Origin of the sequence: Pseudomonas sp. LD120, assembly GCF_009861525.1 — a bacterium.
Taxonomy (GTDB): domain Bacteria; phylum Pseudomonadota; class Gammaproteobacteria; order Pseudomonadales; family Pseudomonadaceae; genus Aquipseudomonas.
Window position 1 is genome coordinate 1,168,518 of record NZ_WVHL01000005.1, and the last position, 25,688, is coordinate 1,194,205.

Here is a 25,688-nt window from a genome sequence, read left to right on the forward strand (position 1 = left end):
TCTGACGCCTCAGTAAACGTCGCGGCGGTAGCGCCCCTGTTCGATCAGGCGTTCGACCTGGTCTGCGCCCAGTACCTCGTTGAGCACCTGATCCACCCCTGAAGCCATGCCCTGCAAGCTGCCGCAGATGTAGATCGCGGCGCCGTCGGCCAGCCATTTTTTCAGTTCGTCGGCCGCTTGGCGCAGGCGGTCCTGGACGTAGATCTTCTCGGCCTGGTCCCGGGAGAACGCCAGGTCCAGGCGGCTCAGGTCGCCCCGGGTACGCCATTCCTGCAGTTCATCCTTGCAGTAGAAATCATGCTCGGCGTTGCGCTCGCCAAAGATCAGCCAGTTACGTTGCTGGCCCTCGGCGATCCGTGCCTTGAGCAAACTGCGCAGGCCCGCCAAGCCGGTGCCGTTGCCCAGCAGAATCAGCGGGCAGGGTTCGGCCGGCAGGTGGAAGCCGCTGTTGCGCCGCACCCGCAGGCTGATGCTGGAACCCACCGCGGCATGCTCGGTGAGCCAGCCCGAGGCAATGCCCAGGCTGCCGTCGGGGCGGCATTCCTGGCGCACCAGGAGTTCCAGGCAGCCGTCGGCGGCGATCGAGGCGATGGAGTACTCGCGCATGTTCAGGGGCACCAGGGCGTCCACCAGGGCTTGGGCGTGCAGGCCGATCAAATGGGCGCGGTTTTCCGGAAGCTGGCGGCTGCCCAGGGCTTGTTCGAGGCTTTCCTGCAGGCCGTCCAGGTGCACCGGGGTGCTGCCGGAGAGGCCCAGGCCCGCGAGGAAATCCGCCACCGCGCCACGGCTGTTGCGCGGCATGACTTCCACCAGATCCCCGGCCAGCCAGCTGCTGGCGCTGGGGGCCAGCAGTTGCAGCAGGTAGACCCCGGAGCCGCTGCTTTCAGGGTTGAGCAGGGTGCGGGTGTTCAAGGTCCAGTTGTCGAAGGCCGGGGCCTGCCACAGGTCCACCGGCGCATGGCCGGTGACTTGGCCCAGCTGCTGTTGCCAGTGACGCAGGGCGTAGCTGTCGCCGCTGTCCACCTCGATGGGGGCGAACAGGGTGCTGGCGCCCTGGTTGGTCAGCCAGTCGTGCAGGCGCCGGGCAAAGCCGCAGAAGTGCGGGTACTGGCGGTCGCCCAGGCCGAGCACGGCGTATTCCAGGCCCGGCAGCGACAGCTCGCGGCCCAGCAGTTTGCGCTCGAAGCCGCGGGCGCTGTCCGGGGCTTCGCCGTCGCCAAAGGTGCTGACCACGAACAGGGCTCGCTGGGCGTCACGCAGGTCCTGTTCGCTGAGGTTACCCAGGGGCAGGACCCGGGCGGCGATCCCGGCAACCTGCAATTGCCCGGCGGTCTGCCAGGCCAGTTGTTCGGCAAAACCGCTCTGGCTGGCGAAACCGATCAGCCATGCCGAACCCTCGTTGGCGACGCTTTCCAGGCCTTGGCGTGCCTGCTTGATCTGGCGTTTCTTGCGCCGGCGATCCAGGTACAGCAGCCAGCCGGTGATGAAGAACAGCGGCATGCTCAGTGAGGCCAGAGTCAGGACGATGCGCCCGATAAGGCCGAAGTAGCTGCCTACGTGCAGGGCGTAGACGCTGGTGAGCAACTGCGACTTGAAGCTCTGGTCGACGTAGCGCTCATGCCGGCTGATGACCCCGGTGACGGGGTCCAGGGTCAGTTGGTTCAGGGCGCGATCGTGGGGCGAATCCTTGAGCAGGTAGAACACCGTCGCCGGCTGCCCGGCCACTGGCGGCATGCGGATGTTGTAGGCGTTGAGGTCCTTGCCGGCGGCGCTGTAGATGCTGCTCCACAGGGCGTTGTAGTCCGCCTGCGGCGCCTCGCCCTTGGGTGGCGGGCCGCCGCGACCGCCGCGCTGGCGTTCGCTGTGTGGCGCGTCGGAGAGCAGCTTGGTCAGTCCCTCCCGGTACCAGTCGTAGGACCAGTACAGGCCGGTGAGGGCGAACAAGAGGTAGAACAGCAGGCACCAGGTGCCGAACACCGCGTGCAGGTCCCAGTTGAAGCCGCGGCCTTTCTTGGCCCAGTCCAGGGTCAGCCATACCCGCCAGTTGCCGACCTGGCGCGGCCAGCGCAGGTACAGCCCGGACAGGCAGAAGAAGATCAGCAGCAGGGTGCAGGCGCCGGTGATCTGCCGGCCGGTGTCGCCGATGGCCAGGAAACGGTGCAGTTGCAGCATGAGGCCGAAGAAGTCCTGGCCGACCGCGTCACCCAGGAGCTCGCCGGTGTAGGGATCGAAGTAGCGCATCTGCCCGCGACGTTCCCCCGGCGGCGGGGTGAAGAACACCCGCGCGGCGTTGCCGCTGTCGGTTTCCACCCAGAGCATGGACACGGTCTTGCCTTCGGCGGCCTGGATTTTGTCCACCAGTTCGGCGGGCGGCAGCACCCCGGCGGGGAGCGGGTCGACTTGCAGCACCGATGGGTTGAGGGCGCGCAGGATCTCGTCCTGGAACGACACCGTCGCCCCGGTGATGCCCATCAGGGCCAGGATCAGCCCCGCGCTGATGCCGAAGAACCAGTGCAGCTGGAACAGGGTTTTCTTCAACACGTCACTCGCCTTGTTCGTCCAGAGAGAGAAAACACGGCGCGCAGTATGCCGTGTGTTGTCGAGAAGCATTCGTTTTTACACGCAAAAGCCCCAGGCATTGCAATGCGTGGGGCTTGGCGGCCTGTGGCGGGGCCACAGGCGGTTGGGTGCTGGGTCAGAAGTGGAAGTTGGCGCTCATCAGGGCGGTACGGCCGGCGGCGACGTGGGCGTAGTGGGTCTGGAACACCTGGTCGAAGTAACGCTTGTCGGTCAGGTTCTGCACGTTGAGCTGCAGGTCGACGTTCTTGGTCAGCTTGTAGCTGGCCATGGCGTCGTAGCGCCAGTAGGACGGGATCTCCACCGAGTTGGCGATGTTGCCGAACTGCGAATCGACGAAGGTGGCGCCGGCGCCGACAGTGAGGCGTTCCGGGATCAGGTCATAGGTCGACCACAGGGTGAAGTTGTTCCGTGGTGTGCTCGGGGTGTGGTTGCCCTCGTCCACCGCCAGGGTGGTTTTCACCACTTCGCTTTCCATGTAGGTGTAGCCGCCGTAGACCTTCCAGTTGCGAGTCAGCTTGCCGCTGTAGGTCAGTTCCAGGCCGTTGACCCGTTGTTCACCGTCCAGCACCTGGGTGGCGCCGCCATCCGGGTCGTTGATCCGCGCGTTGGTCTTCTCGGTGCGGAACAGGGCCGCGGTCAACGACAGATCGTCATCGAAGAAGTCCCACTTGGTGCCCACTTCGTAGTTGCGGTTCTTTTCCGGGTCCAGGCTGCTGTTGTTCGCGGCCAAGTCCAGGCCGCCGTTGCCGCTGGTCTCGCCCGCTGGGTTGCTGGAGGTGGAGTAGGCGGCGTAGACGCTGCCGTTGGGCAGTGGTTTGTAGACCACGCCAACCTGGTAGTTCCACAGCTGCGAGTTGTTCTCGCGGGCAAATTCACCCGCCGGGGCCCGAGTGGCGAAGCCGCTGGAACGAGTCTGGTAGTCGTCGAAACGCAGGCCCAGGTTCAGCGACCATTGTTCGTTGAACTTCAGGGTGTCGAACACGTAGGCCGCAGCGGTCTTGGTGTCGGTGTCGGTGTAGGCCGCGCTGTCCTTGATGGTGCCGTTCCAGCCGGCGCCCGGCGTCGGGTTGTTGAGGCTGGTGCAGTCGCCGTTGGCGATCAGGGCCGCGTTACAGGTGCTGCCGTTGACCGCCGAGGTCACGTCGTAGGCACGGTTGTGGGTATCCACGTAGGAGAACTCGATACCGGTCACCAGGCTGTGCTCGATGAAACCGGTGTCGAACTTGGCGCTCAGGTCGGTCTGGTTGGTCCAGCCCTTGGAGGTCGAGTTGCGGCTTTTCGGGCTGCGGTAGACGGTGCCATTGGCCACGTTGCCACGGCTGTCATCCGGGTTGGTGACGATGTAGTCCAGGGTCGAGCGCGACAGGCGGAAGCTGTTGGACAGGGTCAGGTTGTCGTTCAGATCGTGTTCGATCTTGATCGTGCCGCTGTCTTCGCTGGTCTTGCGGTAGTCGCGGCCGGTGAGGCCGTAGAAGTTGTCACGATTGACGCTGACCGGTTTGTCGACGTTGTACTTGCTGCGGCGAGTGCCGCTGTTGGTCAACGGGATGCCGTAGTCCGGGATGTCGTCGGTGTTGAGGTGGTAGTAGCCCACGGTGACCCGAGTGTCAGTACCCAGGCCGAACGCGAAGGAGGGCGCCACGCCCCAGCGGCTGACTTCCACGGCATCGCGACCGGCCACGTTGGCCTCGTGCTTCATCAGGTTCAGGCGAAAGGCCGAACTGTCGGTCATCTGCTGGTTGAGGTCCAGGGTGGTGCGTTTGGTCTGGTCCGAGCCCCAGGTGAACCCACCGTTGTAGGAGTTGCCCAGCTTGGCGGTCTTGGAGATCAGGTTCAGGCTGCCGCCGGTGGAACCGGCACCGGTAAAGGCCGAGCCAGGGCCCTTGCTGACTTCGATGGATTCGACGTTGAAGATCTCCCGGCTTTGCGAAGCGGGGTCGCGCATGCCGTCGATGAACACGTCGCTTTCGGCGTTGAAGCCGCGAATGATCGGGCGGTCACCGGCCGGGTTGCCGCCTTCGCCGGCACCAAAGGTAATCCCGGGTGTGGTGCGCAGGGCATCCACCAGGCTGGTGGCTGCCGTGTCGCGCATCACTTGCTGGGGAATCACCGTCACGCTTTTCGGCGTTTCCCGTAGTGGCGCTGTGTATTTTTTCGAGGAGGAGGTGTCGACCTTGTAAGACGTCTGCTCCTGAGCCTCACCGGTAATGCGGGTGGCATCCAGGGCAATGGCTTTGCCTGCGGTCTTTTGCTGGGTGTCTTCGGCGGCTTGGGCCATGTGAGCGGCGGAGCCTGCGCTGATTGCCACACCGATGGCAGAGGCCAGCAAGCGTGGTGAACTGGCAGTGGATGGTGGTTGTTGGCGTGACATGGTGGTTCCCCTCCCCAAGGATTTGAGGCGGCGGAATATAGGCGGTAGCGGTATTTGTTATCAATTGCGAAACATTGCTATTCGTACTTAATTTACATTCTTTACAATTTATCCTTACGGTTTTTACGTGCTCATTCGTCGGTGGGTTTTACATCGTCAATAAGAATCAATACCATTAGCGATCTTCGATCTTCAGGTACCTCGCCATGCTGCTGCACATACCCGGTGTCTTCACTCGCGACGAAGTGCAGCGCATTCGTCAGGCCCTGGAGCAGGCGGATTGGGCAGACGGCAAGATCACCGCCGGGTATCAGTCGGCCAAGGCCAAGCACAACCTGCAACTGCCCGAAGGGCATCCGCTGGCCCAGGAGATCGGTGCGGCGATGCTCGATCGCCTGTGGCAGCACCCGCTGTTCATGTCCGCCGCCTTGCCGCACAAGGTGTTCCCGCCCTTGATCAATTGCTACACCGCCGGCGGCAGTTTCGATTACCACATCGATAACGCCGTGCGTCAGCCCAAGGGCAGCCCGGAGCGGGTGCGCACCGACCTGTCGTCGACCCTGTTCTTCAGCGACCCCGATGATTACGACGGCGGCGAGTTGGAGATCCAGGACACCTTCGGCCTGCAGCGGGTCAAGCTGCCGGCGGGCGACATGGTGCTGTACCCCGGCACCAGCCTGCACAAGGTTAACCCGGTGACTCGTGGCGCCCGCTACGCCTCATTCTTCTGGACCCAGAGCCTGGTGCGCGAAGACAGCCAGCGCGCCTTGCTGTTCGAGATGGACGGCGCGATCCAGGAACTGACCCGGGATGTGCCCGAGCATCCTTCGTTGATCCGCCTGACCGGCACCTATCACAATCTGCTGCGCCGCTGGGTCGAGGTGTAACCCGTGACTGTTCAACTTCGCCGCGAGGAAGTCCTCGACGGTGCGCAACTGAGCGCCATGCTTCAACAGAGCCCGGCCCGTGCGGCCCAGGCGATCCTGCTAGCGGCGCGCGAGGGTGTGGTGGAGGCCCAAGCGCTGCTGGGGCAGATCCTCCTCGACGGCCACGGCATCCAGCAGGATCGAGCCCTGGCTTTGCGTTGGTTCGACATCGCCGCGCAACGCGGACACCTGATGGCCCGCAACATGCTCGGACGCTGCCATGAACACGGCTGGGGGTGCCCGGCGGATGCCGCCCGCGCGGCCGGGCACTATCGATTGGCCGCCGAAGCGGGGCTGGATTGGGGCCTGTACAACTACGCCAACCTCTTGGCCACCGGCCGTGGCGTGGCGCAGAACCATGCCCTGGCCCTGGCCTGCTACCGCCGTGCGGCGGACCTTGGTCATGCTAAATCGATGAACCTGCTGGGGCGTTACCTGGAGGAAGGGCTGGTGTGTCCGGCCGATCCCGAGGCGGCCCGGGACTGGTACCGACGTTCGGCCGAGGGTGGGGATTTTCGCGGGCAGTTCAGCTACGCGGCGGTGCTGGCCGATGCAGGGCGGATCGACGAAGCCGTGGATTGGCTGCAACAGGCCCTAGCGGGCGGCAATCTGAATTTCCTGCGCGTGGCTTGCGCTGCGTTGCTCAATGCCACGCATCCAAAGATTCGCCAACTGGCCCAGGCCTATCATCAGCGCGCCGCGCAATTGGGTGATGAACGGGATGTAGAACGGCTTACAGACTTGGCCTTAGTGGCGATGATTGAGCACCTGCCTACGCAAGGAAAAGCCTCATGAGTGATTCTCTGGTCTCTTTTGGCCCGCCGTCTTTCAATGTCACCACTCGCAGGACACTGGAAGCAATGGCCGATGTCGATTGCGCATGAGTGATCGACCATCAGTCAGTAGTGGTATGGGCTGCGCGCTTGAGTCAGCCTTGTCCTTTGCCAAAACCGCCTCCACAAAAAGCCAAAAGCCCATGACAGGTCATGGGCTTTTTCTTGCCGCTGGTGGCTAGCAGCTAGCCACTGTCCTTACAGGTAAAACGCTTTCAGCGGCGGAAAGCCGTTGAATTCCACCGCGCTGTAGCTGGTGGTGTAGGCGCCGGTGGACAGCCAGTACAGGCGATCGCCGATGGCCAGGTTCAGCGGCAGGCCGTATTTGTAGTTCTCGTACATGATGTCGGCGCTGTCGCAGGTCGGGCCGGCGATCACCACTTCTTCCATCTCGCCTTTCTTCTCGGTCCAAATCGGGAACTTGATGGCTTCGTCCATGGTTTCGATCAGGCCGGAGAATTTGCCCACGTCGGTGTAGACCCAGCGCTCGACGGCGGTGCGGGATTTACGCGCCACCAGCACCACTTCGCTGACCAGGATGCCGGCGTTGGCGATCAACGAACGGCCTGGCTCCAGAATGATTTCCGGCAGGTCGTCGCCGAAGTCTTCCTTGAGGAAGCGGATGATCTCCTCGGCGTAGGTCTCCAGGCTGTTGGTGCGGGTGATGTAGTTGGCGGGGAAGCCGCCGCCCATGTTGATCAGCTTCAGGTGAATGCCGTCTTCTTCTTTCAGGCGTTCGAAGATCACCTTGACCTTGGCGATCGCCGCGTCCCAGACGCTGATGTCACGCTGTTGCGAACCCACGTGGAAGGAGATGCCGTAAGGCACCAGGCCCAGGTCGCGAGCAAGGATCAGCAGGTCCATGGCCATGTCGGTCTGGCAGCCGAATTTACGCGACAGGGGCCAGTCGGCGGTGGTCGAGCCTTCGGTGAGGATGCGCACATAGATTTTCGAGCCCGGGGCGGCCTTGGCGATGTTGCGCAGGTCGGCTTCGGAGTCGGTGGAGAACAGGCGCACGCCCTTCTCGTAGAAGTAACGAATGTCCTTGGATTTCTTGATGGTGTTGCCGTAGCTGATGCGGTCGGCGCTGACGCCGCGGTCCAGGACCTTGTCCAGTTCGTAGATCGAGGCGATATCGAAGCTCGAACCCTTGTCCTTGAGCAGGTCGATAATCTCGACGGCCGGATTGGCCTTGACCGCGTAGTAGACCTTGGCGAACTCGAAACCGGCGCGCAGGTCGTCGTAGGCCTGGGCGATCATCTGGGTGTCGATGACCACGAATGGGGTTTCTTGCTTGTCGGCGAACGCCTTCATTTTTTGAAAGGTTTCGCGCGCAAAATAGTCTTCGACGTTAATCGACATGCGTTGGGAGCTCCTACTGGCAAACGTTGGTAATCAATGGGTTTAAGGACAGGTCATTGATGACACCGCCTTGTGAACGTCCTCCGTATCCCCACTTTGGTTCGCCTACTTCCCAAGGCATTGGCGCCGAAAGCAAAAAGGCCACGCAGATTGCTTGAGAGCTACTGCGCGCTGGGCGCCTTAGGCGTTACGCAGGCAATACTGCGTTGGTAAGAGGCTCGGAATGCTCATTTACAGCTGTAAACTCTGCTTCTTCGCCTCTTCCCGCCTGCTATTGCCTGCGCTCGCTACGCTCTCAAGCGATCTGGGAATATTGCCCTTGGCCTTGCTGTCTCGTCGTCAGTACTTGAGCCGGATGGATCGTTTCCAGCATGGACGTTCGGCGCGAACTTTAGGCGGTGAGGGGCCTGAGATCAACAAAAAATGTCGCGTTTTTGCACGTGTCTGACGTGCGATATCGACACCTCTCGTTGTAGCCGACACAGATGACGGAAAGAGGTTCCCGAAAATTTTCCAAGTGTTAAAAATACCTGCACGTTCGGCGCTTTTGCGCGCCAAGTGACTGGAAAGTGTGAAAGCGTCAACATCGGCGACGTTGGCGACGAGAGACTGATCAGAGGGGGATCTTGGCTGTTTCGAAAGGTGTCGCCGGACGCTGTTTGCGGGGGCGGCTGTTGATATTTTTTTCCGCCATGTAAGTGGGCCGAAAAACCAGTGGCGAGGGCGCTTGCTCCCGGTGGACTGCGCAGCAGTTCCACTCTTTTTGGCAAAGAGGGGCCGCTTCATGGTCCAGGGGGGAGCAAGCGCCCTCGCCACAGGTTCGTTATTGGCTATTTATTGATCAGGCGACCAGTGCCTCCGCCGGCGAGACGATGTTGGTTTTCATCCCCCGCGAACGCCCGGAGCTCAGGTAGGCCGCAATGGATTCCTGGGTCACCTCACCGAGAAATACACGCTCGGCATCCAGCACCGGCAGCCACGAACGGTTGAACTCGTACATGCGCGACAGAAGAATCCGCAGGTGTTCGTCGTAGGCGGCGGTGGCGTTGAATTCGCGCAGGAACTGGGCGCAGGTGCCAGTCTGACGGTGCAGGTCGCGACGACGCACATAACCCAGAGCCTTGTTCTCGGCGCAGGTCACCACCACGTAACGCCGATCGTGTTCGTCCATCAGGTCCAGGGCCTCGGCCACCGGGGTTTGCGGGCTCACCGACGGTGCGTTGTCCGCCGCGTCTTCGGCTTTCACCAGCAACAGGCGCTTGAGGGTGCTGTCCTGGCCGACGAAGTGGCTGACGAAATCATCCGCCGGGTGGGCGAGCAAGGTGTCCGGGTGATCGATCTGCAGCAGCTTGCCGGCGCGGAAGATGGCGATCTTGTCCCCCAGCTTGATGGCTTCATCGATGTCGTGGCTGACCATGATCACGGTCTTGTTCAGCGCGCGCTGCATCTCGAAGAACTCGTTCTGGATCATCTCGCGGTTGATCGGGTCCACCGCGCCGAAGGGCTCGTCCATCAGCAGCAGCGGCGCATCCGCCGCCAGGGCGCGGATTACCCCGATGCGTTGCTGCTGGCCGCCGGACAGCTCCCGCGGATAGCGGTGCAGGTACTGCTTGGGTTCGAGCTTGATCATGCTCATCAGCTCGCGGGCGCGGTCGTGGCATTTCTGTTTGTCCCAGCCCAGTAGCTTGGGCACCACCACGATGTTTTCCTCGATGGTCATGTTGGGGAACAGGCCGATCTGCTGGATCACGTAGCCGATGTTGCGGCGCAGGGTCACTTCATCCAGGCCGGTGGTGTCCTCGCCGTTGATCAGCACCTTGCCCGAGCTGGGCATGATCAGGCGGTTGATCATTTTCAGCGTGGTGCTTTTGCCGCAGCCGGACGGCCCGAGGAACACGCAAATTTCGCCTTCATTGACGGTCAGGCTTACCGAGTCGACGGCGGTGATGATCTTGCCGTTGCTGTGAAAGGTCTTGGTCAGGTTTTGCAGTTCGATCATTTCAGGAGTCCTTTTGGAGTCAGGCCTTTTGGTGTCAGCGAGCGTTGCAGCCATTGCAGGAGCAGGTCGGCGAAGATGGCCAGGAGACTGACCAGCACCGCGCCGACGATCAGCATCGACATGTCGCTGCGGCTGATGGACGCCAGAATGAGTACGCCCAGGCCGCCGGCGCCAATGGTGGCGGCGATGGTCATGACACCGATGTTCATCACTACCGCGGTACGCACCCCGGCGAGGATCACCGGCACCGCGATCGGCAACTCGACCATGCGCAGGCGCTGGCCGAAGGTCATGCCGATGCCGCGGGCGGCTTCGCGGATGCCCGGCTCGACGCCGGTCAGCGCCAGGTAGGTGTTGCGCATGATCGGCAGCAGCGAATAGAGGAACACCGCCGTGATGGCCGGCAGTGGGCCCAGGCCCTGGCCGAACTTGGAGTAGAACGGCAGCAGCAGGCCGAACAGGGCGATGGACGGGATGGTCAGCAACACCGTGGCGCTGGCCTGTAGCGGGCCGGCCAGGGTCGGAAAGCGGGTCATCAGAATGCCCAGGGGCACGCCGAAGACAATCGCGAGGGTCACGGCGATGCCCACCAGGGTGATGTGCTGCCAGGTCAGGTGCAGGACCTGGGCCCAATCGAGATGGGAAAAGGCGGTTAAAAATTCCATGACTTCTCCTCTTTATTAGTTGATCGGGTGTTGGCGCAGGAAGTCTGCGGCCACGGCGGATGGGCTTTGATGATCAACATCGACCCGGGCATTGAGCTGGCGCATGGTCTGGTCGTCGAACAGCTCGGCCAGGGGCTTGAGATCGGCGGCCAGTCGCGGGTTGGCGTCGAGCACCGCCTGGCGCACCACGGGCGCTGCGGTGTAGTCGGGGAAGTAGTGTCGATCGTCGGCCAGCAACTTGAGATTGAAGGCACTCAGACGGCCGTCGGTGGTGTACACCAGGCCGGCGAATACCTGGCCGTTGCGCAAGGCGGTGTAGACCAGGCCGGCGTCCATCTGGCGGATGTTGCTGCGGGTCAGGTTCAGCCGGTAGCTCTGGACCAAGCCGTCCAGGCCGTCGGAGCGGTTGGCGAACTCGGTGTCCAGGGCCACCAGATGGTGCGGGTCCTGCTCGTTGTCGAGGGCCTTTTTCAGGTCGCTGATGGTGTTGATCTGTGGGTACTGCTGGGCAATTTTCTGTGGCAGGGCCAGGGCGTAGGTGTTGCTGAACCTTGAAGGGGTCAGCCAGGTCAGGCCTTTTTCCGCGTCCAGTTGTTTAACCCGGGCGTAGGATTGTGTGCTGTCGAGTTTTTCGCTGACATGGTTGTAGGCCACCAACGACACTCCGGTGTATTCCCAAAGCAAGTCCAACTGGCCGCTTTCCTGGGCGCTGCGGGCCAGATTGCTGCCCAGGCCGCCGGTGATGTGGGTGTCGTAGCCCTTGCTGTTGAGGTATTGCGAGGTGATTTGCGCCAGCAGGGTCTGTTCGGTGAAGACCCGGGCGCCAATGCGGATCAGCGGTTTGTCCGCCGCGTGGGCCAGTCCCGCGAGCAGCAGGACGCAGCCGAGTATCAGGCTTGTTTTTTTCATGTTCATTCCTAGGCGGGGGCTAAGACGGGCGCAGGCCACGTTCCAGCCAGAGGCGGCTGGCCAGGGTCACCAGGCCGTCGAGAAGCAAGGCCAGCAGGGCGGTACAGGCCGCGCCGAGCAGCAGTTGGGGCTGATTGTTCAGGGCAATACCGGGGAAGATCAGGCTGCCCAGGCTGTTGGCGCCGATCAGAAACGCCAGGGGCGCGGTGCCGACGTTGATTGCCAGGGCCACTCGCACGCCGCCGATGATGATCGGCACGGCGTTGGGCAGTTCGACGTTCCACAGCACCTGGCGCGGTGTCATGCCGATGCCGACGGCGGCTTCTTTGAGTGAGCCCTGGACGTTTTTCAGGGCTTCAAAGGTGTTGCGCACGATGGGCAGCAAGGAGGCGAGGAACAGCGCGAAGACGGCCGGACCACTGCCGATGCCGAGAATGCCCAGGGCGATGGCCAGTACGGCCAGTGGGGGAACGGTGTTGCCGATGTTGAACACTTGCATGAAGCGTTCGGCGCGCCCGACCATCGCTTCGCGGCTGAGGAAGATGCCAGTGGGGATGCCTACCACCAGCGCGGCGAGCATGGACGCCAGGACCAGGAACAGATGAGCTTGCAGGTAGAACCACAGATCGTCGCGGTAGTGTTCGATCGTACTGATGCCGATCCAGTGGATCAGCAGGGCCAGGAGGGCGATGACCGCAACCCCTCCTATCAGCCCTTTGCCATAGCGAATAGCCACAGGCGGACTCCTTTGTGTCGGTCGGCGTGCACCTTCTGGTGTGGCAAGGCCATTGCTGGCTGCCGAGAACGTGCGCGCGAGAAGCAGCTCGTCGAGTGCCGGCAAAGCGGCAGGTGAGCGAGCCATGAGCGCGGCTTCGTCAAGCTAACTTACTGATATTTAAGCCCCTGACGACAGCGCGTGGCAGGGGAGTGGACGTCTCCGCTTTTTAAAAGGTTCCATAATTGACAGCAGATGGCCACCGTTTATCTGCTGCACGGTGGCCAGGAGGGCGGGGGGAGCGGTGGCCCGCGGGGCGTTGTCTGAGCTATAATCTGCGCCCTTTTTTGATCACCGCCAGGCGATTTCCCATGACCCAACAGGCCGCCGAAGTCGCGAAACGCCGCACTTTCGCCATTATTTCCCACCCGGATGCGGGTAAGACCACCATCACCGAAAAGCTCTTGCTGATGGGCAAGGCCATTGCCGTGGCGGGTACCGTCAAATCGCGTAAGTCCGACCGTCACGCCACCTCCGACTGGATGGAGATGGAGAAGCAACGGGGTATTTCCATTACCACCTCGGTCATGCAGTTCCCCTATCGTGACCACATGGTCAACCTGCTGGACACCCCGGGCCACGAAGACTTCTCCGAAGACACCTATCGCACCCTGACCGCCGTGGACTCGGCGCTGATGGTGCTCGACGGCGGTAAAGGGGTAGAGCCACGGACCATCGCCCTGATGGATGTCTGCCGCCTGCGGGACACGCCGATTGTCAGCTTCATCAACAAACTCGACCGCGACATTCGTGATCCGATCGAGCTGCTGGACGAAATCGAGGCGGTGCTGAAGATCAAGGCCGCGCCCATTACCTGGCCGATCGGTTGCTACCGCGACTTCAAGGGCGTGTATCACCTGGCGGGCGACTACATCATCGTCTACACCCCGGGCCACGGCCATGAACGCACTGAAACCAAAATCATCGAGAAACTCGATTCCGATGAAGCCCGTGCCCACTTGGGTGACGAGTACGAGCGTTTCATCGAGCAACTGGAACTGGTGCAGGGCGCCTGCCATGAGTTCAACCAGCAGGAGTTCCTCGATGGCCAGTTGACCCCGGTGTTCTTCGGTACCGCGTTGGGCAACTTCGGTGTCGATCACGTCCTCGATGCGGTGGTGGACTGGGCGCCGCTGCCGCTGCCCCGTAAAGCCAATGAACGTACCGTGGCGCCGCAGGAAGAAAAGTTCAGCGGTTTCGTGTTCAAGATCCAAGCGAACATGGACCCCAAGCACCGCGACCGGATCGCCTTCATGCGCATCTGTTCGGGCAAGTACGAGAAGGGCATGAAGATGCGCCACGTGCGCACCGGCAAGGACTTGCGTATCGGCGACGCCCTGACCTTTTTCTCTTCCGAGCGTGAACAGCTGGAAGAGGCCTATGCCGGCGACATCATCGGTCTGCACAACCACGGCACCATCCAGATTGGCGATACCTTCACTGAAGGCGAAGTCCTGGGCTTCACGGGGATCCCGCACTTCGCTCCGGAACTGTTCCGTCGCGTGCGCCTGAAGGACCCGCTCAAGTCCAAGCAACTGCGCCAAGGCCTGCAACAGCTGGCCGAAGAGGGCGCGACCCAGGTGTTTTTCCCGGAGCGCAGCAACGACATCATTCTCGGCGCCGTCGGTGTGCTGCAGTTCGATGTGGTGGCCAGCCGCCTGAAGGAGGAATACAAGGTGGAGTGCTCCTACGAGCCGATCACCGTGTGGTCCGCCCGCTGGATCGAGTGCGGCGACAAGAAGAAGCTGGAAGAGTTTTCCAACAAGGCGGTGGAGAACCTGGCGTTGGACGGCGGTGGTCACCTGACCTACCTGGCGCCGACCCGGGTCAACCTGGCGTTGATGGAAGAGCGCTGGCCGGACGTGAAATTCCGCGCCACCCGCGAACATCACTGAGTTCGCCGGCAACACCCCAAGCCCCGCTGTGCAGACAGCGGGGCTTTTTTGTACCCGGCGCCGTACAGGCTGGCCACAGGGGCGCCGTTAGTCGTCTGCATTCTGGAAAAACCGCGCCATCGGGGCTAGGTTTCAGGCAGTGCCGTGGCTGTCGCAAAGGCGCAGGCGCGGCCTTCGATGATTCACCTGTGAAGGATGGAATCGGCTATGACTATTTTCCAACGCACGCTGTTGCTGATCAAAGTGCTGCTGGTGCTGTCGCTTGGAACCCCAGCGGCCTGGGCCCATAACCTGTTGGACGTCAAGGAACCGGGCGTTTCGTCGAGTCAGCATGAACCGGTGCAGATGTTTGCCACGTCTGAGTCTGAGCCGAGGGATGAAGGTCAGGAAGGTCGTTCGGGGGATGATGATCAGATTGCTGAAAAGGATGCTGGCGAACGTCAGGGCTGACAGAAAACCCCTCGCGACCGATTGATGCGCAATCGGTCGAAAGGGGTCGGTAGAACACGCTTGAGGCGCTCCCGGACAGGTTTCGGGAGCGCTTTTTTCATGGGGCCTACACGAACTGCTCGGCGTAGTGGCAGGCCACCTGACGGTTGTCGAGCTGGCGCAAGGCTGGCTCTTCAGAGCTGCACCGCTCGGTGGCGTAGGGGCAGCGTTTGTGGAACGCGCAGCCCGGTGGCGGGTTCAGCGGGTTGGGCAACTCGCCGACGATCTTGATCTTAGGTTTGTCCGGGTCGGGGTGAATGGTCGGGGTCGCCGACAGCAGTGCCTGGGTGTAGGGGTGCAGAGGGCGGTTGTAGATGTCCTCCTTGGGGCCCATTTCCACGGGGCGACCGAGGTACATCACCAACACCTGGTCGGCAACGTGGCGTACCACCGCCAAGTTGTGGGAGATGAACACGTAGGCGGTGTTGAACTCCTGCTGCAGGTCCATGAACAGGTTCAGGACCTGGGCCTGGATCGACACGTCCAGGGCTGAGGTCGGCTCATCCGCCACCAGCACCTTGGGTTGCAGCATCATGGCCCGGGCCAGGGCGATGCGTTGGCGCTGACCGCCGGAAAACATGTGCGGGTAGCGTTGGTAATGCTCGGGACGCAGCCCTACTTGCTTCATCATCGCCTGGACTTTCTCCCGGCGTTCGGCGGCCGACAGTTGCGTGTTGATCAACAGCGGCTCGGCCAGTTGGTCACCAATTTTCTGCCGTGGATTGAGCGAGGCATAAGGGCTCTGGAATACCATCTGCACGTCTTTGCGCAGTTGCTTGCGCTGGGCCTTGTTGGCGCCGGCGACTTCCTGGCCGGCGATTTTCAGCGAGCCGGAGGAGGGCTCTTCGATCAACGTCAGGGCCCGGGCCAGGGTCGATTTGCCACAGCCGGATTCGCCTACCACGGCCAGGGTCTTGCCGGCCTCCAGTTCAAAAGACACGCCGTTGAGGGCGCGCACTGTGGCATGGCCCTTGAACAGGCCCCGGGACACTTCGTAGTGACGGGTCAGCTCGCGGGCGGTAAGAACGACGGCCATTACGCCACCTCCTGATTGAGCGGGTAGAAGCAGCGCACCAGGCTGGCGGCTTGCGGATCAAGGCTGGGACGCTGTTGGCGGCAGTTGTCCTGGGCGTAGGGGCAGCGTGGCGACAATAGGCAACCCTGGGGCCGGTCGTAGCGCCCGGGGACGATGCCCGGCAAGGTCGAGAGGCGCGAGGCCCCCAGGCTGTGCTCGGGAATCGCTGCCAGCAGCGCTTCGCTGTAGGGGTGCGCGGGAATGTCGAACAACTGCGGCACCTGGCCCACTTCCACGGCTTGGCCGGCGTACATCACGCACACCCGCTGGGCGGTTTCGGCCACCACGGCGAGGTCGTGAGTGATCAGCACCAGGCCCATGTTCTGCTCTTTCTGCAGGTTGAGCAGCAGCTCCATGATCTGCGCCTGGATGGTCACGTCCAGGGCGGTGGTGGGTTCGTCGGCGATCAGCAGCTTGGGTTCGCCGGCAATGGCCATGGCGATGGCCACTCGCTGGCTCATGCCGCCGGACAACTGGTGCGGGTAGGCGTCCATGCGGCTGGCGGCGCCGGGGATCTCGACCTTTTCCAACAGCTCGATGGCACGCTTGCGCGCGGCCTTGCCGGACATTTTCAGGTGCAGGCGCAGCACTTCCTCGATCTGGAAGCCCACGGTGTAGCTCGGGTTCAGCGCGGTCATCGGGTCCTGGAAAACCATGGCCAGGTCCTTGCCGACGACCTGCCGGCGCTGGCGGTCGCTGAGTTTGAGCATGTCGCGACCGTCGAAGTTGAGCGCGTCGGCGGTGACGATACCGGGGTGCTCGATCAGGCCCATCAGGGCCATCATGGTCACCGACTTGCCGGAGCCGGACTCGCCGACGATGGCCAGGACTTCGCCCTTGTCGACCTTGAGGTCGAGACCGTCCACCACTGGAACGGCCTTGGCGTCGCCGAAGCGAACATTGAGATTCTTGATTTCTAGCAGTGACATGGGAATCTCCTCAGGCGGCGTTCTTGAGTTTCGGGTCCAGCGCATCGCGCAGGCCGTCGCCCATTAGGTTGATTGCCAGCACGCTGAGCAAAATGGTCAGACCCGGCAGGCTCACCACCCACCAGGCGCGTTCGATGTAGTCCCGGGCCGAGGCCAGCATGGTGCCCCACTCAGGCGTTGGCGGCTGTACGCCAAGGCCGAGGAAGCCCAGGGCGGCGGCGTCGAGGATCGCCGAGGAGAAGCTCAGGGTGGCCTGCACGATCAGTGGTGCCATGCAGTTGGGCAGCACAGTGATGAACATCAGGCGCGGCAGGCTGGCGCCGGCCAGGCGGGCGGCGGTCACGTAGTCGCGGTTGAGCTCGCCCATCACCGCAGCGCGGGTCAGGCGCACGTAGGACGGCAGCGATACCACGGCAATGGCGATCACGGTGTTGATCAGGCCTGGGCCGAGGATGGCGACGATCGCCACCGCCAGCAGCAAGGACGGCAGGGCCAGCATGATGTCCATCAAGCGCATGATGGTCGGGCCCAGCAAACGCGGGAAGAACCCGGCGAACAGCCCCAGCAGGATGCCCGGGATCAGCGACATCACCACCGATGACAGGCCGATCAGCAGCGACAGGCGCGAGCCATGGATCAGGCGCGACAGCAAATCGCGCCCCAGTTCGTCGGTGCCCAGCAGGAACTGCATCTGCCCGCCTTCGAGCCAGACTGGCGGGGTCAGCAGGAAATCCCGGTACTGCTCGCTGGGGTTGTGCGGCGCCACCCAAGGGGCGAACAGTGCGCAGAACACGATCAACGACATGAACAGCAGGCCGGCCACGGCACCTTTGTTGCGGGAAAAGTGCTGCCAGAATTCTTTGTAAACGGACGGATAGAGCAGGCTTTGATCGACTGCTACTGAAGAGTTTTGAGTGCTCATTAGTCTTGATCTCAGCGCTGGTGACGGATGCGTGGGTTGGCAAAGCCGTAGAGGATGTCCACCACGAAGTTGACCATGATCACCAGGCAGGCGATCAGCAGGATGCCGTTTTGCACCACCGGGTAGTCCCGGGCGCCGATGGCCTCGATCAGCCATTTGCCGATGCCAGGCCAGGAGAAGATGGTCTCGGTCAGCACCGCGCCGGCCAGCAGGGTGCCCACTTGCAGGCCAACCACGGTCAGTACCGGAATCAGTGCATTGCGCAGACCGTGAACGAACACCACCCGGGCCGGCGACAGGCCTTTGGCCTTGGCGGTGCGGATGTAGTCTTCGCGCAGCACTTCGAGCATCGAGGAACGGGTCATCCGCGCGATCACCGCCAACGGAATGGTGCCCAGAACGATGGCCGGCAGGATCAGGTGGTGCAGCGCATCGAAGAAGGCGCCGGTATCCTCGGCCAGCAGGGTGTCGATGAGCATGAAACCGGTCTTGGGCTCGATGTCGTAGAGCAGGTCGATGCGCCCGGAAACCGGAGTCCAGCCCAGGCTCACCGAGAAGAACATGATCAGGATCAGGCCCCACCAGAAGATCGGCATCGAATAGCCCGCCAGTGAGATGCCCATCACCCCATGGTCGAACAGTGATCCTCGCTTCAAGGCGGCGATCACCCCGGCCAGCAGCCCGAGAACGCCGGCGAACAGCAGGGCGGCCATGGACAGTTCCAGGGTCGCGGGGAACAGCGAAGTGAATTCGCTCCACACGCTGGTGCGGGTGCGCAGGGACTCGCCCAGGTCGCCGTGGGCCAGTTTGCCGATGTAGTCCAGGTATTGGGCATACAGCGGTTTGTTCAATCCAAGGCGTTCCATTGCCTGGGCATGCATCTCGGGGTCGACCCGACGCTCGCCCATCATGACTTCCACGGGATCGCCGGGAATCATGCGTATCAAGGCGAAGGTCAGCAAGGTGATGCCGAAGAATGTGGGGATCAACAACCCCACACGGCGGGCAATAAAACTAAACATCTTCTGAAGTACCTCAATCAGCCGGTTAGGCGTTCCCGCCACCCTTGCGGTCAAGGGCGGCGGGCGTTTCTTATCACTTCACTTGGGTGGTCGCGAAGTTGTTGGTGGTCAGGGGGCTCTGGTGGTAACCCTCGACGTTCTTGCGCATGGCGGTGAACATCTTCGGATAGGCCATGGGAATCCAGGGTTGATCCTGTTGGAAAACCAGCATCGCCTTTTCATAGAGCACTGCCCGTTTGGCAGGTTCAGCGTCGGCGCGGGCCTGGTCGATCAGCTCCTGGAACTCTTTATTGCACCAGCGGGCGTAGTTTTCGCCGTTTTTCGCTGCGTCACAACTCAGGTTCGGGGTCAGGAAGTTGTCCGGGTCACCGTTGTCCCCGGCCCAGCCGGCCGAGACCATATCGTGTTCACCGTTTTTCGCACGCTTGAGCATTTCGCCCCACTCCATGACGCGGATGTCGAGCTTGAGGCCGATCTTGGCCAGGTCGGCCTGCATCATCTGCGCGCCCAGCAGGGGATTGGGATTGGTCGGGCCGCCGCCGTTGCGGGTGAACAGGGTGATCACCGTGCCGTCCGGCACTCCGGCATCCTTGAGCAGGGCGCGGGCCTTGTCCAGATCCCGGTGCGGATTCTTCAGGCTGCTGTTGAAGCCCAAGAGGGTCGGCGGATAGGGGCCGGTGCCAATCAGCGCATTGCCTTTGCCGTAGAGGCTGTTGACGTAGGCTTCCTTGTCGAAGGCGATGTCGATGGCCTTACGTACCCGCACGTCATTCATGTATTTGCGGGTGGTGTTCATGGCGATGTAGCCGATGGTCATGGCGGCCAGTTCGTCGACCTTGAGGTTGGCGTCGGCCTTGATGCTGGGGATGTCATCGGGCTTGGGATAGAGGGCGATCTGGCACTCATTGGCCTTGAGTTTTTGCAGGCGCACGTTGTTGTCGGTGGTGATCGCCAACACCAGCGGGTCGGCTGGCGGCTTGCCACGGAAGTAGTCCGGGTTGGCCTTGAAACGCACCTGGGCGTCCTTGGCGTAGCGGGTGAAGATGAATGGGCCAGTGCCGATGGGCTTGCTGTTGAGGTCCGCGGTCTTGCCTTCCTTGAGCAGCTTGTCGGCGTATTCCGCCGGGAAGATCGATGAGAAGGCCATGGCGATGTCGGTCAGGAACGGCGCTTCACGGCGGGTCAGGGTAAAGACCACGGTGTGATCGTCGGTCTTCTCGACGCTTTTGAGCAGTTCTTTGAAGCCCATGCTCTCGAAGTAGGGGAAGCCCACACTGGATTTGTCATGCCAGGGGTGCATCGGGTCCAGTTGGCGCTGGAAGCTCCAGAGCACGTCGTCGGCGTTCATGGTGCGGGTTGGGGTGAAGTAGTCGGTGCTGTGGAACTTGACGTCTTTACGCAGGTGGAAGGTGTACTGCAGGCCATCGGGGCTGATGTCCCAAGACTCCGCCAACGCCGGTTGGATATCCGTGGTGCCGGGCTTGAAGTCCACCAGGCGGTTGAAAATAGTTTCCGCCACCGCGTCGGCAGTGACTGCAGTGGTGTACTGGACCATATCGAAGCCTTCCGGGCTGGCTTCGGTACAGACCACCAGGGGTTTGGCTGTGGCGCCCAGGGCGACGCTCAGCAGGGCGGCGCCAATGGCCGCTTTCAGGGGAAGCATGTTCATCAAGAACCCTCTGCAATCAATTGAACCAGATTAGCTTGAAGGGCGGACTCGTCATGAGTCGGCCCTTCAACTGGTGGGTTAAAGAATATTGAACGGGATAGTGGTCACTACGCGGAACTCGTTGATGTTGCCGTCGCCCTGGTTCTCGCTGGCGCGGTGCGTGGTGTAGGTGGCACGGATCGCAGTGGCTTTCAGTGGCCCGCTTTGAACAGCGTAGGAGGCGCCGACGCCGTATTCGTAGTGATGTTCGCCGTCGAGGTTCTTCACGTCGTAGGCGGTACCGCTGTAGTGGGTGCCGTCGATCCCCCAGCCGCGGGCCTGGTAGATGTTGAACTTGAGGCCGGGCACGCCGTATTCGGCCATGTTCAGGCCGTAGGCGATCTGGAAGGACTTCTCGTTCGGGCCGTTGAAGTCCGAAAGCAGGGAGTTGGCCAGGTAGATGCCGTTGGTTTCGTGCAGGTAGTCGAAGTACTCGTTGCCGTTAATTTCCTGGTACGAGAAGGTCAGGCTGTGGGCCTGGTGGGTCAGCCCCATCGACAGGGAGTAGGTATCGTTGTCGATATTGCCCATCTCTTTCTTGCCGGTGTCGACGGTCTTGTAGTAGTTCAGGCCGGTGGTCAGGCTCAGTACCGAGCTGTCGCCCAGATCGTGGGTGGCGCCGAAGTAGTACTGGTTCCAGAAGTCTTCCACCTTGGAGGCGTAGAGGCTGGTCTTCAGGCTTTTCAGCGGCTGGTAGTTGAGGCCGACGATGCTCACGCGGTCGGTCTCGGCGGTGTTGTTGGTGTACTCGGAGCGGAATTTCGACAGGCTCTGTTCGGTCCGTGGCGAGACCCGATCGAAGCTGCCGGCGTCGAACGACAGGTTGTTGAATTCTTCGCTGTGCAGGCTCACCCCTTCAAAGCTTGAAGGCAGGGCGCGGTTGCCGATGACATCGACGATTGGCGTGCTGAAGTTCTGCCGGCCGGCGGTCAGGGTGGTGTTGGACACGCGGAACTTGACGTTGGCCAGGCCCAATTTGCTCCACTGGCCCACGGCGTCGCCGTCGGAGTGGGTCAGGGTGCGGTTGTTCTTGCCGGCGATGTGCTTGCGGTCACGATCCAGCGCAATAGCGTTGTAGGCCGCGACTTCAGTGCTGACGCCCACGGTGCCTTCAGTGAAGCCGGAGCTGTAGTTGAGGATGGTGCCCTGGACCCAGTTGATCCGGCGTGAGGTCGGGGTGTCTGAACCGTTGTGGTTGTACGAAAAACGGTTTTCGCGACGTCTCAGCTCGTTGGCGTACCAGTTGCGGGTGGTGCCCGACAGGCTCTGTCCTTCGATAAACCCTTTGGTCTCGGCCTGGGCCTGGGTGCTGTTCAGTTCAGTCGGGATGAAGGCCTGGCTGACGCTCTCCGCATAGGCCGTGGCGGTGATGCTACTGATAGCCAGGGCTAGCAATGCGCTACTGCTCAGTTTCATGGGTGAAGCTCCTTTGCTTTCTTTTTTTAAGTGCCGGTTTTTTTGGGCCGGCTGTTTTTTGGAACTCATTTAAGGCTTCGCAAACGTTTGCATGCGGCGTGATTGCCGAATTCAGGCAAAGCACCTGCGTGAGGGCGAAATCGCCCCCAGAGTTTTAAGCTCACCGTTTATGGGGTCAGGCTGACACCCGAGAAGGAATTGCGGCCGAACGGACTGACCTTGAAGCCCTCGACTTTGGCGCTCAACGGTTGGTTGATCGTCGAGTGCGCCACGGGCGTGATCGGCACGTGTTGCTTGAGTAATTGCTGGGCTTGCTTGTACAGCATGCTGCGCTGTTCACGGTCGGTGACGAGCTTGGCTTGCTTGATCAGCGCGTCGTACTGCGGGTTGCACCACATGGAGTAGTTGTTGCCACCGATGGCGTCGCAGCTATAGAGGGTGCCCAGCCAGTTGTCTGGGTCACCGTTGTCACCGGTCCAGCCGATCAGGCTGATGTCGTGCTCGCCGTTCTTGGTGCGCTTGATGTATTCACCCCATTCGTAGCTGACGATCTTCACCTTGAGGCCGATTTTTGCCCAGTCCGATTGCAGCATCTCGGCCATCAGCTTGGCATTGGGGTTGTAGGGGCGTTGTACGGGCATGGCCCAGAGGGTGATTTCCGTGCCTTCCTTGACCCCCGCGGCCTTGAGCAGCTCGCGGGCTTTTTCCGGGTTGTAGGCCACGTCCGTGATGCGGGTGTCATAGGACCATTGGGTGGGCGGCATCGCGTTGACCGCCCGTTGTCCGGCGCCTTGGTAGACGGCGTTGAGGATGCTGGTTTTGTTCACCGCCATGTCCAGCGCCTGGCGGACTTCGAGACGATCGAGGGGCTTGTGCTGCACGTTGTAGGCGATGTAGCCCAGGTTGAAACCGGGCTTTTCGATAACCCGCAGTTTCGGATCGTTTTTCAGCGCATCGATATCGGCGGGGCGTGGGTGCAAGGTGATCTGGCACTCGCCGGCGCGAAGTTTTTGCACGCGCACCGAAGCGTCAGTGTTGATGGCGAAAATCAGCCTGTCGAGCTTGACCCGGCTCGGGTCCCAGTAGTCTTTGTTGGCGGCGTAGCGGATCTGCGAGTCTTTTTGGTAGCGCTGGAAGACGAACGGGCCGGTGCCGATAGGCTTCTGGTTGATCTGGCTGGGCGTGCCGGCCTTGAGCAGTTGCTCGGCGTATTCGGCGGAGAGGATCGCGGCGAAGCTCATGGCGAGGTTCTGGATGAACGCCGCGTCCACGGTATTGAGGGTCATGACCACGGTCAGTGGATCGGTCTTCTCGACCTTGGCGATGTTCTTGTTCAGGCTCATGCCGTTGAAGTAGGGAAACTCCGTCGGATAGGCCTTACGGAATGGGTGTTCGGCGTCAAGCATGCGGTTGAAGGTGAACAGCACGTCGTCGGCGTTGAAGTCGCGGCTCGGCTTGAAGTAGGGCGTGGTATGGAACTTCACCCCTTCACGCAGGTGGAAACGGTAGGTGAGGCCGTCCTCGGAAATATCCCAGCGCTTGGCCAGGGCCGGCAGTACGTTGGTCGCGCCCTTCTCAAACTCCACCAGACGGTTGTACAGCGGCTCGGCGGCGTCGTTGTCGGTGGCGGTGGTGTACTGCGCGGTGTCAAAGCCTGCCGGGCTGCCTTCGGAACAGAACACCAGGCTGCGGTCGGCGGCGGTGCTGAATGAACTGGTGGCCAGTAGGCCAGTGCCCAGCAGCGCCGGAATGATCAAGGAATGACGCATGACGGTCCTACTCCATTTTTGTTGTGATGATCAATGGACCATGGCCCCTTCCTGGAGCCTGTGCAGGTCATTGATGCCAAACCATTGCATAGCGACAAATTACTCCAGGGCAGACGCGGCGTTACCTGGCTTCGACGTTAGAGGTCCAGGGCCGTGCGGTATATGCGCTGAGCCTGAAAGCCTTGTAGGAATCGGCTTTAAATTCGAAGGAACGCACTCTAGGTGGCGCTGCTTCGAAGACAGGGCCGTCTCCTGCAGGGTGGGGCGGTAGCGCAACGGCGACGTCAGCGACGTCGCCGTTGCAGTACCTTATTTGCCGATGCCGACGCCGTAGAAGGAGTTCAAGCCAAAGGGGCTGATCTTGAAATCCTGCACGTTGGCGCGCATGGGTTGGAACACCGTCGAGTGTGCGATAGGTGTCATGGGGACTGCGTCTTTGAGGATGTGCTGTGCTTGTTTGTACAGTTCGGTGCGCTTAGCCACATCCGAGGTAGATTTGGCTTGCTTGATCAGTGCGTCGTAAGGCTTGTCGCACCATTTCGAGAAGTTGTTGCCGTTCAGTGCATCGCAGCCGAACAGGGTGCCGAGCCAATTGTCCGGGTCACCATTGTCGCCACTCCAGCCGATGATCATCGCCTGGTTCTCGCCGCCTTTGGAACGTTTGATGTACTCGCCCCACTCGTAGCTGACGATATTCACTTTGAGGCCGATCTTGGCCCAGTCGGACTGCAGCATTTCGGCCATCAGCTTGGCGTTCGGGTTGTACGGACGCTGGACCGGCATGGCCCATAGGGTGATCTGCGTGCCTTCCTTGATGCCCGCCTCCTTGAGCAATTGCTTGGCTTTCTCAGGGTCGTACTTGGCATCTTTGATGGTGGTGTCGTAGGACCATTGGGTCGGTGGCATGGCGTTAACTGCCAGTTGGCCGGCCCCCTGGTAGACCGAGTCGATGATCTGCGGTTTGTTCACCGCCATGTCCAGCGCCTGACGAACCCGAAGGTCGGCCAGCGGGTTGGCATCGGTGCGGCCCTTGAGGACCGGCATCACGTTGTAGGCGATGTAGCCCAGGTTGAAGCCTGCCTGTTCCGGCATCTTCAGGCTCTTGTCTTCCTTGAGCGCCTTGAGGTCGGCCGGACGTGGGAAGAGGGTGATCTGGCATTCGTTCTTCTTCAGTTTCTGAATGCGCACTGATGGGTCGGTGGTGATGGCGAAGATCAGGTTGTCGATCTTCACGTCTTCAGGCTTCCAGTAGTCCTTGTTACCGGTGTAACGGATGTTGGAGTCTTTCTGGTAGCTCTTGAATACGAACGGCCCCGTGCCGATCGGCTTCTGGTTGATGTCGCTGGGCTTGCCTTCCTTGAGCAGCTTGTCGGCGTACTCGGCGGACTGGATCGAGGCGAAGCTCATGGCCAGGTTCTGGATGAACGCGGCGTCCACGGTCTTGAGGGTGAACTTGACGGTCTTGTCGTCGAGCTTCTCGACCTTGGTGATGTTGGTGTCCATCCCCATGTCGGTGAAATACGGGAACTCGGTGGGGTACGCCTTACGGAACGGCATGTCTTTGTCGAGCATGCGGTTGAAGGTGAACAGCACGTCATCGGCATTGAAGTTACGCGTCGGGGTGAAGTAGGGCGTGGTGTGGAACTTGACGCCTTCACGCAGGTGGAAGGTGTAGGTCAGACCGTCGTCCGAGATGTCCCAATTGGTGGCCAGGCCTGGAATTACAGCGGTGCCGCCACGTTCGAACTGACTCAGGCGGTTGTAGAGGGTTTCGGCTGAGGCATCGAAGTCGGTTCCGGTGGTGTACTGGCCTGGGTCGAAACCGGCCGGGCTCCCTTCAGAGCAGAACACCAGGTTAGTCGCCGCGTGGGCGAAGGGGGCGCTGGCAAGCAAGCCGGCGCTGACTAAAAACGGAAGGACTGCTTTTTTGAACATGGTGGCCTCATGATTTGTTGTCATTTTTGGTGTTGAGGGCGACCTCGTGAGTCGACCCGCCGATACTTATGCAGGCCCCATACCCAATGCAAGATACGGGACTGTCAC

The 25,688-nt window shown here is 61.5% G+C and carries 19 protein-coding genes; 4 read left to right on the forward strand and 15 right to left on the reverse strand.

Annotated features, from left to right (window positions below; translation table 11 throughout):
* Positions 1–9 precede the first annotated feature (9 nt).
* Together PLD_RS19600 and PLD_RS19605 are read right to left on the reverse strand one after the other, a co-directional pair.
* Positions 10–2,541 carry a sulfite reductase flavoprotein subunit alpha gene (locus PLD_RS19600; RefSeq protein WP_159895600.1) on the reverse strand — a complete coding sequence of 844 codons (2,532 nt, stop codon included), beginning with the start codon at positions 2,539–2,541 and terminating at the stop codon, positions 10–12.
* Between the two features lie 154 nt (positions 2,542–2,695).
* Positions 2,696–4,951, reverse strand: coding sequence for a TonB-dependent siderophore receptor (locus PLD_RS19605; protein ID WP_159895602.1), 2,256 nt, complete (start codon positions 4,949–4,951; stop codon positions 2,696–2,698).
* Between the two features lie 206 nt (positions 4,952–5,157).
* Here PLD_RS19605 and PLD_RS19610 point away from each other — a divergent pair, with 206 nt between their 5' ends.
* Positions 5,158–5,838, forward strand: coding sequence for a Fe2+-dependent dioxygenase (locus PLD_RS19610; RefSeq protein WP_159895604.1), 681 nt, complete (start codon positions 5,158–5,160; stop codon positions 5,836–5,838).
* Between the two features lie 3 nt (positions 5,839–5,841).
* Entirely contained in the window at positions 5,842–6,672 is an 831-nt protein-coding gene (locus PLD_RS19615; protein WP_159895606.1) for a tetratricopeptide repeat protein, read from the forward strand.
* A gap of 236 nt (positions 6,673–6,908) precedes the next feature.
* On the opposite strand, the gene PLD_RS19620 is transcribed toward PLD_RS19615, so the two are convergent.
* The 5 genes from PLD_RS19620 to PLD_RS19640 all read right to left on the reverse strand — a co-directional run bounded on the left by PLD_RS19620 (position 6,909) and on the right by PLD_RS19640 (position 12,381).
* Positions 6,909–8,072, reverse strand: a complete 1,164-nt coding sequence (locus tag PLD_RS19620) for a type III PLP-dependent enzyme (protein ID WP_159895608.1) — start codon at positions 8,070–8,072, stop codon at positions 6,909–6,911.
* Between the two features lie 841 nt (positions 8,073–8,913).
* Positions 8,914–10,071 carry a betaine/proline/choline family ABC transporter ATP-binding protein gene (locus PLD_RS19625; RefSeq protein ID WP_159895610.1) on the reverse strand — a complete coding sequence of 386 codons (1,158 nt, stop codon included), beginning with the start codon at positions 10,069–10,071 and terminating at the stop codon, positions 8,914–8,916.
* The gene (locus PLD_RS19630; RefSeq protein WP_159895612.1) at positions 10,068–10,736 is read right to left on the reverse strand and encodes an ABC transporter permease; all 669 of its coding nucleotides are present in this window, start codon (positions 10,734–10,736) and stop codon (positions 10,068–10,070) included. Before PLD_RS19630 ends, PLD_RS19625 begins: the two co-directional genes overlap by 4 nt.
* A 15-nt stretch (positions 10,737–10,751) precedes the next feature.
* A complete protein-coding gene (locus PLD_RS19635; protein ID WP_159895614.1) occupies positions 10,752–11,645 on the reverse strand; it encodes a glycine betaine ABC transporter substrate-binding protein in 894 nt (297 codons plus the stop codon).
* Between the two features lie 19 nt (positions 11,646–11,664).
* Entirely contained in the window at positions 11,665–12,381 is a 717-nt protein-coding gene (locus PLD_RS19640) for an ABC transporter permease (protein ID WP_159895616.1), read from the reverse strand.
* Between the two features lie 350 nt (positions 12,382–12,731).
* Here PLD_RS19640 and PLD_RS19645 point away from each other — a divergent pair, with 350 nt between their 5' ends.
* The gene (locus tag PLD_RS19645; protein WP_159895618.1) at positions 12,732–14,315 is read left to right on the forward strand and encodes a peptide chain release factor 3; all 1,584 of its coding nucleotides are present in this window, start codon (positions 12,732–12,734) and stop codon (positions 14,313–14,315) included.
* 207 nt (positions 14,316–14,522) lie between these two features.
* The gene (locus PLD_RS19650; protein WP_178116193.1) at positions 14,523–14,765 is read left to right on the forward strand and encodes a hypothetical protein; all 243 of its coding nucleotides are present in this window, start codon (positions 14,523–14,525) and stop codon (positions 14,763–14,765) included.
* A 106-nt stretch (positions 14,766–14,871) separates the two neighbouring features.
* Here PLD_RS19650 and PLD_RS19655 read toward each other — a convergent pair whose 3' ends face one another.
* The 8 genes from PLD_RS19655 to PLD_RS19690 all read right to left on the reverse strand — a co-directional run bounded on the left by PLD_RS19655 (position 14,872) and on the right by PLD_RS19690 (position 25,580).
* A complete protein-coding gene (locus tag PLD_RS19655; protein WP_159895622.1) occupies positions 14,872–15,840 on the reverse strand; it encodes a peptide ABC transporter ATP-binding protein in 969 nt (322 codons plus the stop codon).
* Entirely contained in the window at positions 15,840–16,808 is a 969-nt protein-coding gene (locus tag PLD_RS19660; protein WP_159895624.1) for an ABC transporter ATP-binding protein, read from the reverse strand. The genes PLD_RS19655 and PLD_RS19660 overlap by 1 nt, the downstream gene beginning before the upstream one ends.
* Before the next feature lie 10 nt (positions 16,809–16,818).
* The gene (locus PLD_RS19665; RefSeq protein WP_159895626.1) at positions 16,819–17,730 is read right to left on the reverse strand and encodes an ABC transporter permease subunit; all 912 of its coding nucleotides are present in this window, start codon (positions 17,728–17,730) and stop codon (positions 16,819–16,821) included.
* A gap of 11 nt (positions 17,731–17,741) precedes the next feature.
* Complete coding sequence (locus PLD_RS19670; protein WP_159895628.1) at positions 17,742–18,752, reverse strand: ABC transporter permease subunit; 1,011 nt, start codon at positions 18,750–18,752, stop codon at positions 17,742–17,744.
* 73 nt (positions 18,753–18,825) lie between these two features.
* Positions 18,826–20,421, reverse strand: a complete 1,596-nt coding sequence (locus PLD_RS19675; RefSeq protein ID WP_159895630.1) for an ABC transporter substrate-binding protein — start codon at positions 20,419–20,421, stop codon at positions 18,826–18,828.
* A gap of 78 nt (positions 20,422–20,499) precedes the next feature.
* Positions 20,500–21,876, reverse strand: coding sequence for an OprD family porin (locus PLD_RS19680; RefSeq protein ID WP_159895632.1), 1,377 nt, complete (start codon positions 21,874–21,876; stop codon positions 20,500–20,502).
* A gap of 167 nt (positions 21,877–22,043) precedes the next feature.
* Positions 22,044–23,645, reverse strand: coding sequence for an ABC transporter substrate-binding protein (locus PLD_RS19685; RefSeq protein WP_159895634.1), 1,602 nt, complete (start codon positions 23,643–23,645; stop codon positions 22,044–22,046).
* Between the two features lie 309 nt (positions 23,646–23,954).
* A complete protein-coding gene (locus tag PLD_RS19690) occupies positions 23,955–25,580 on the reverse strand; it encodes an ABC transporter substrate-binding protein (protein WP_159895636.1) in 1,626 nt (541 codons plus the stop codon).
* Between the last annotated feature and the right edge of the window lie 108 nt (positions 25,581–25,688).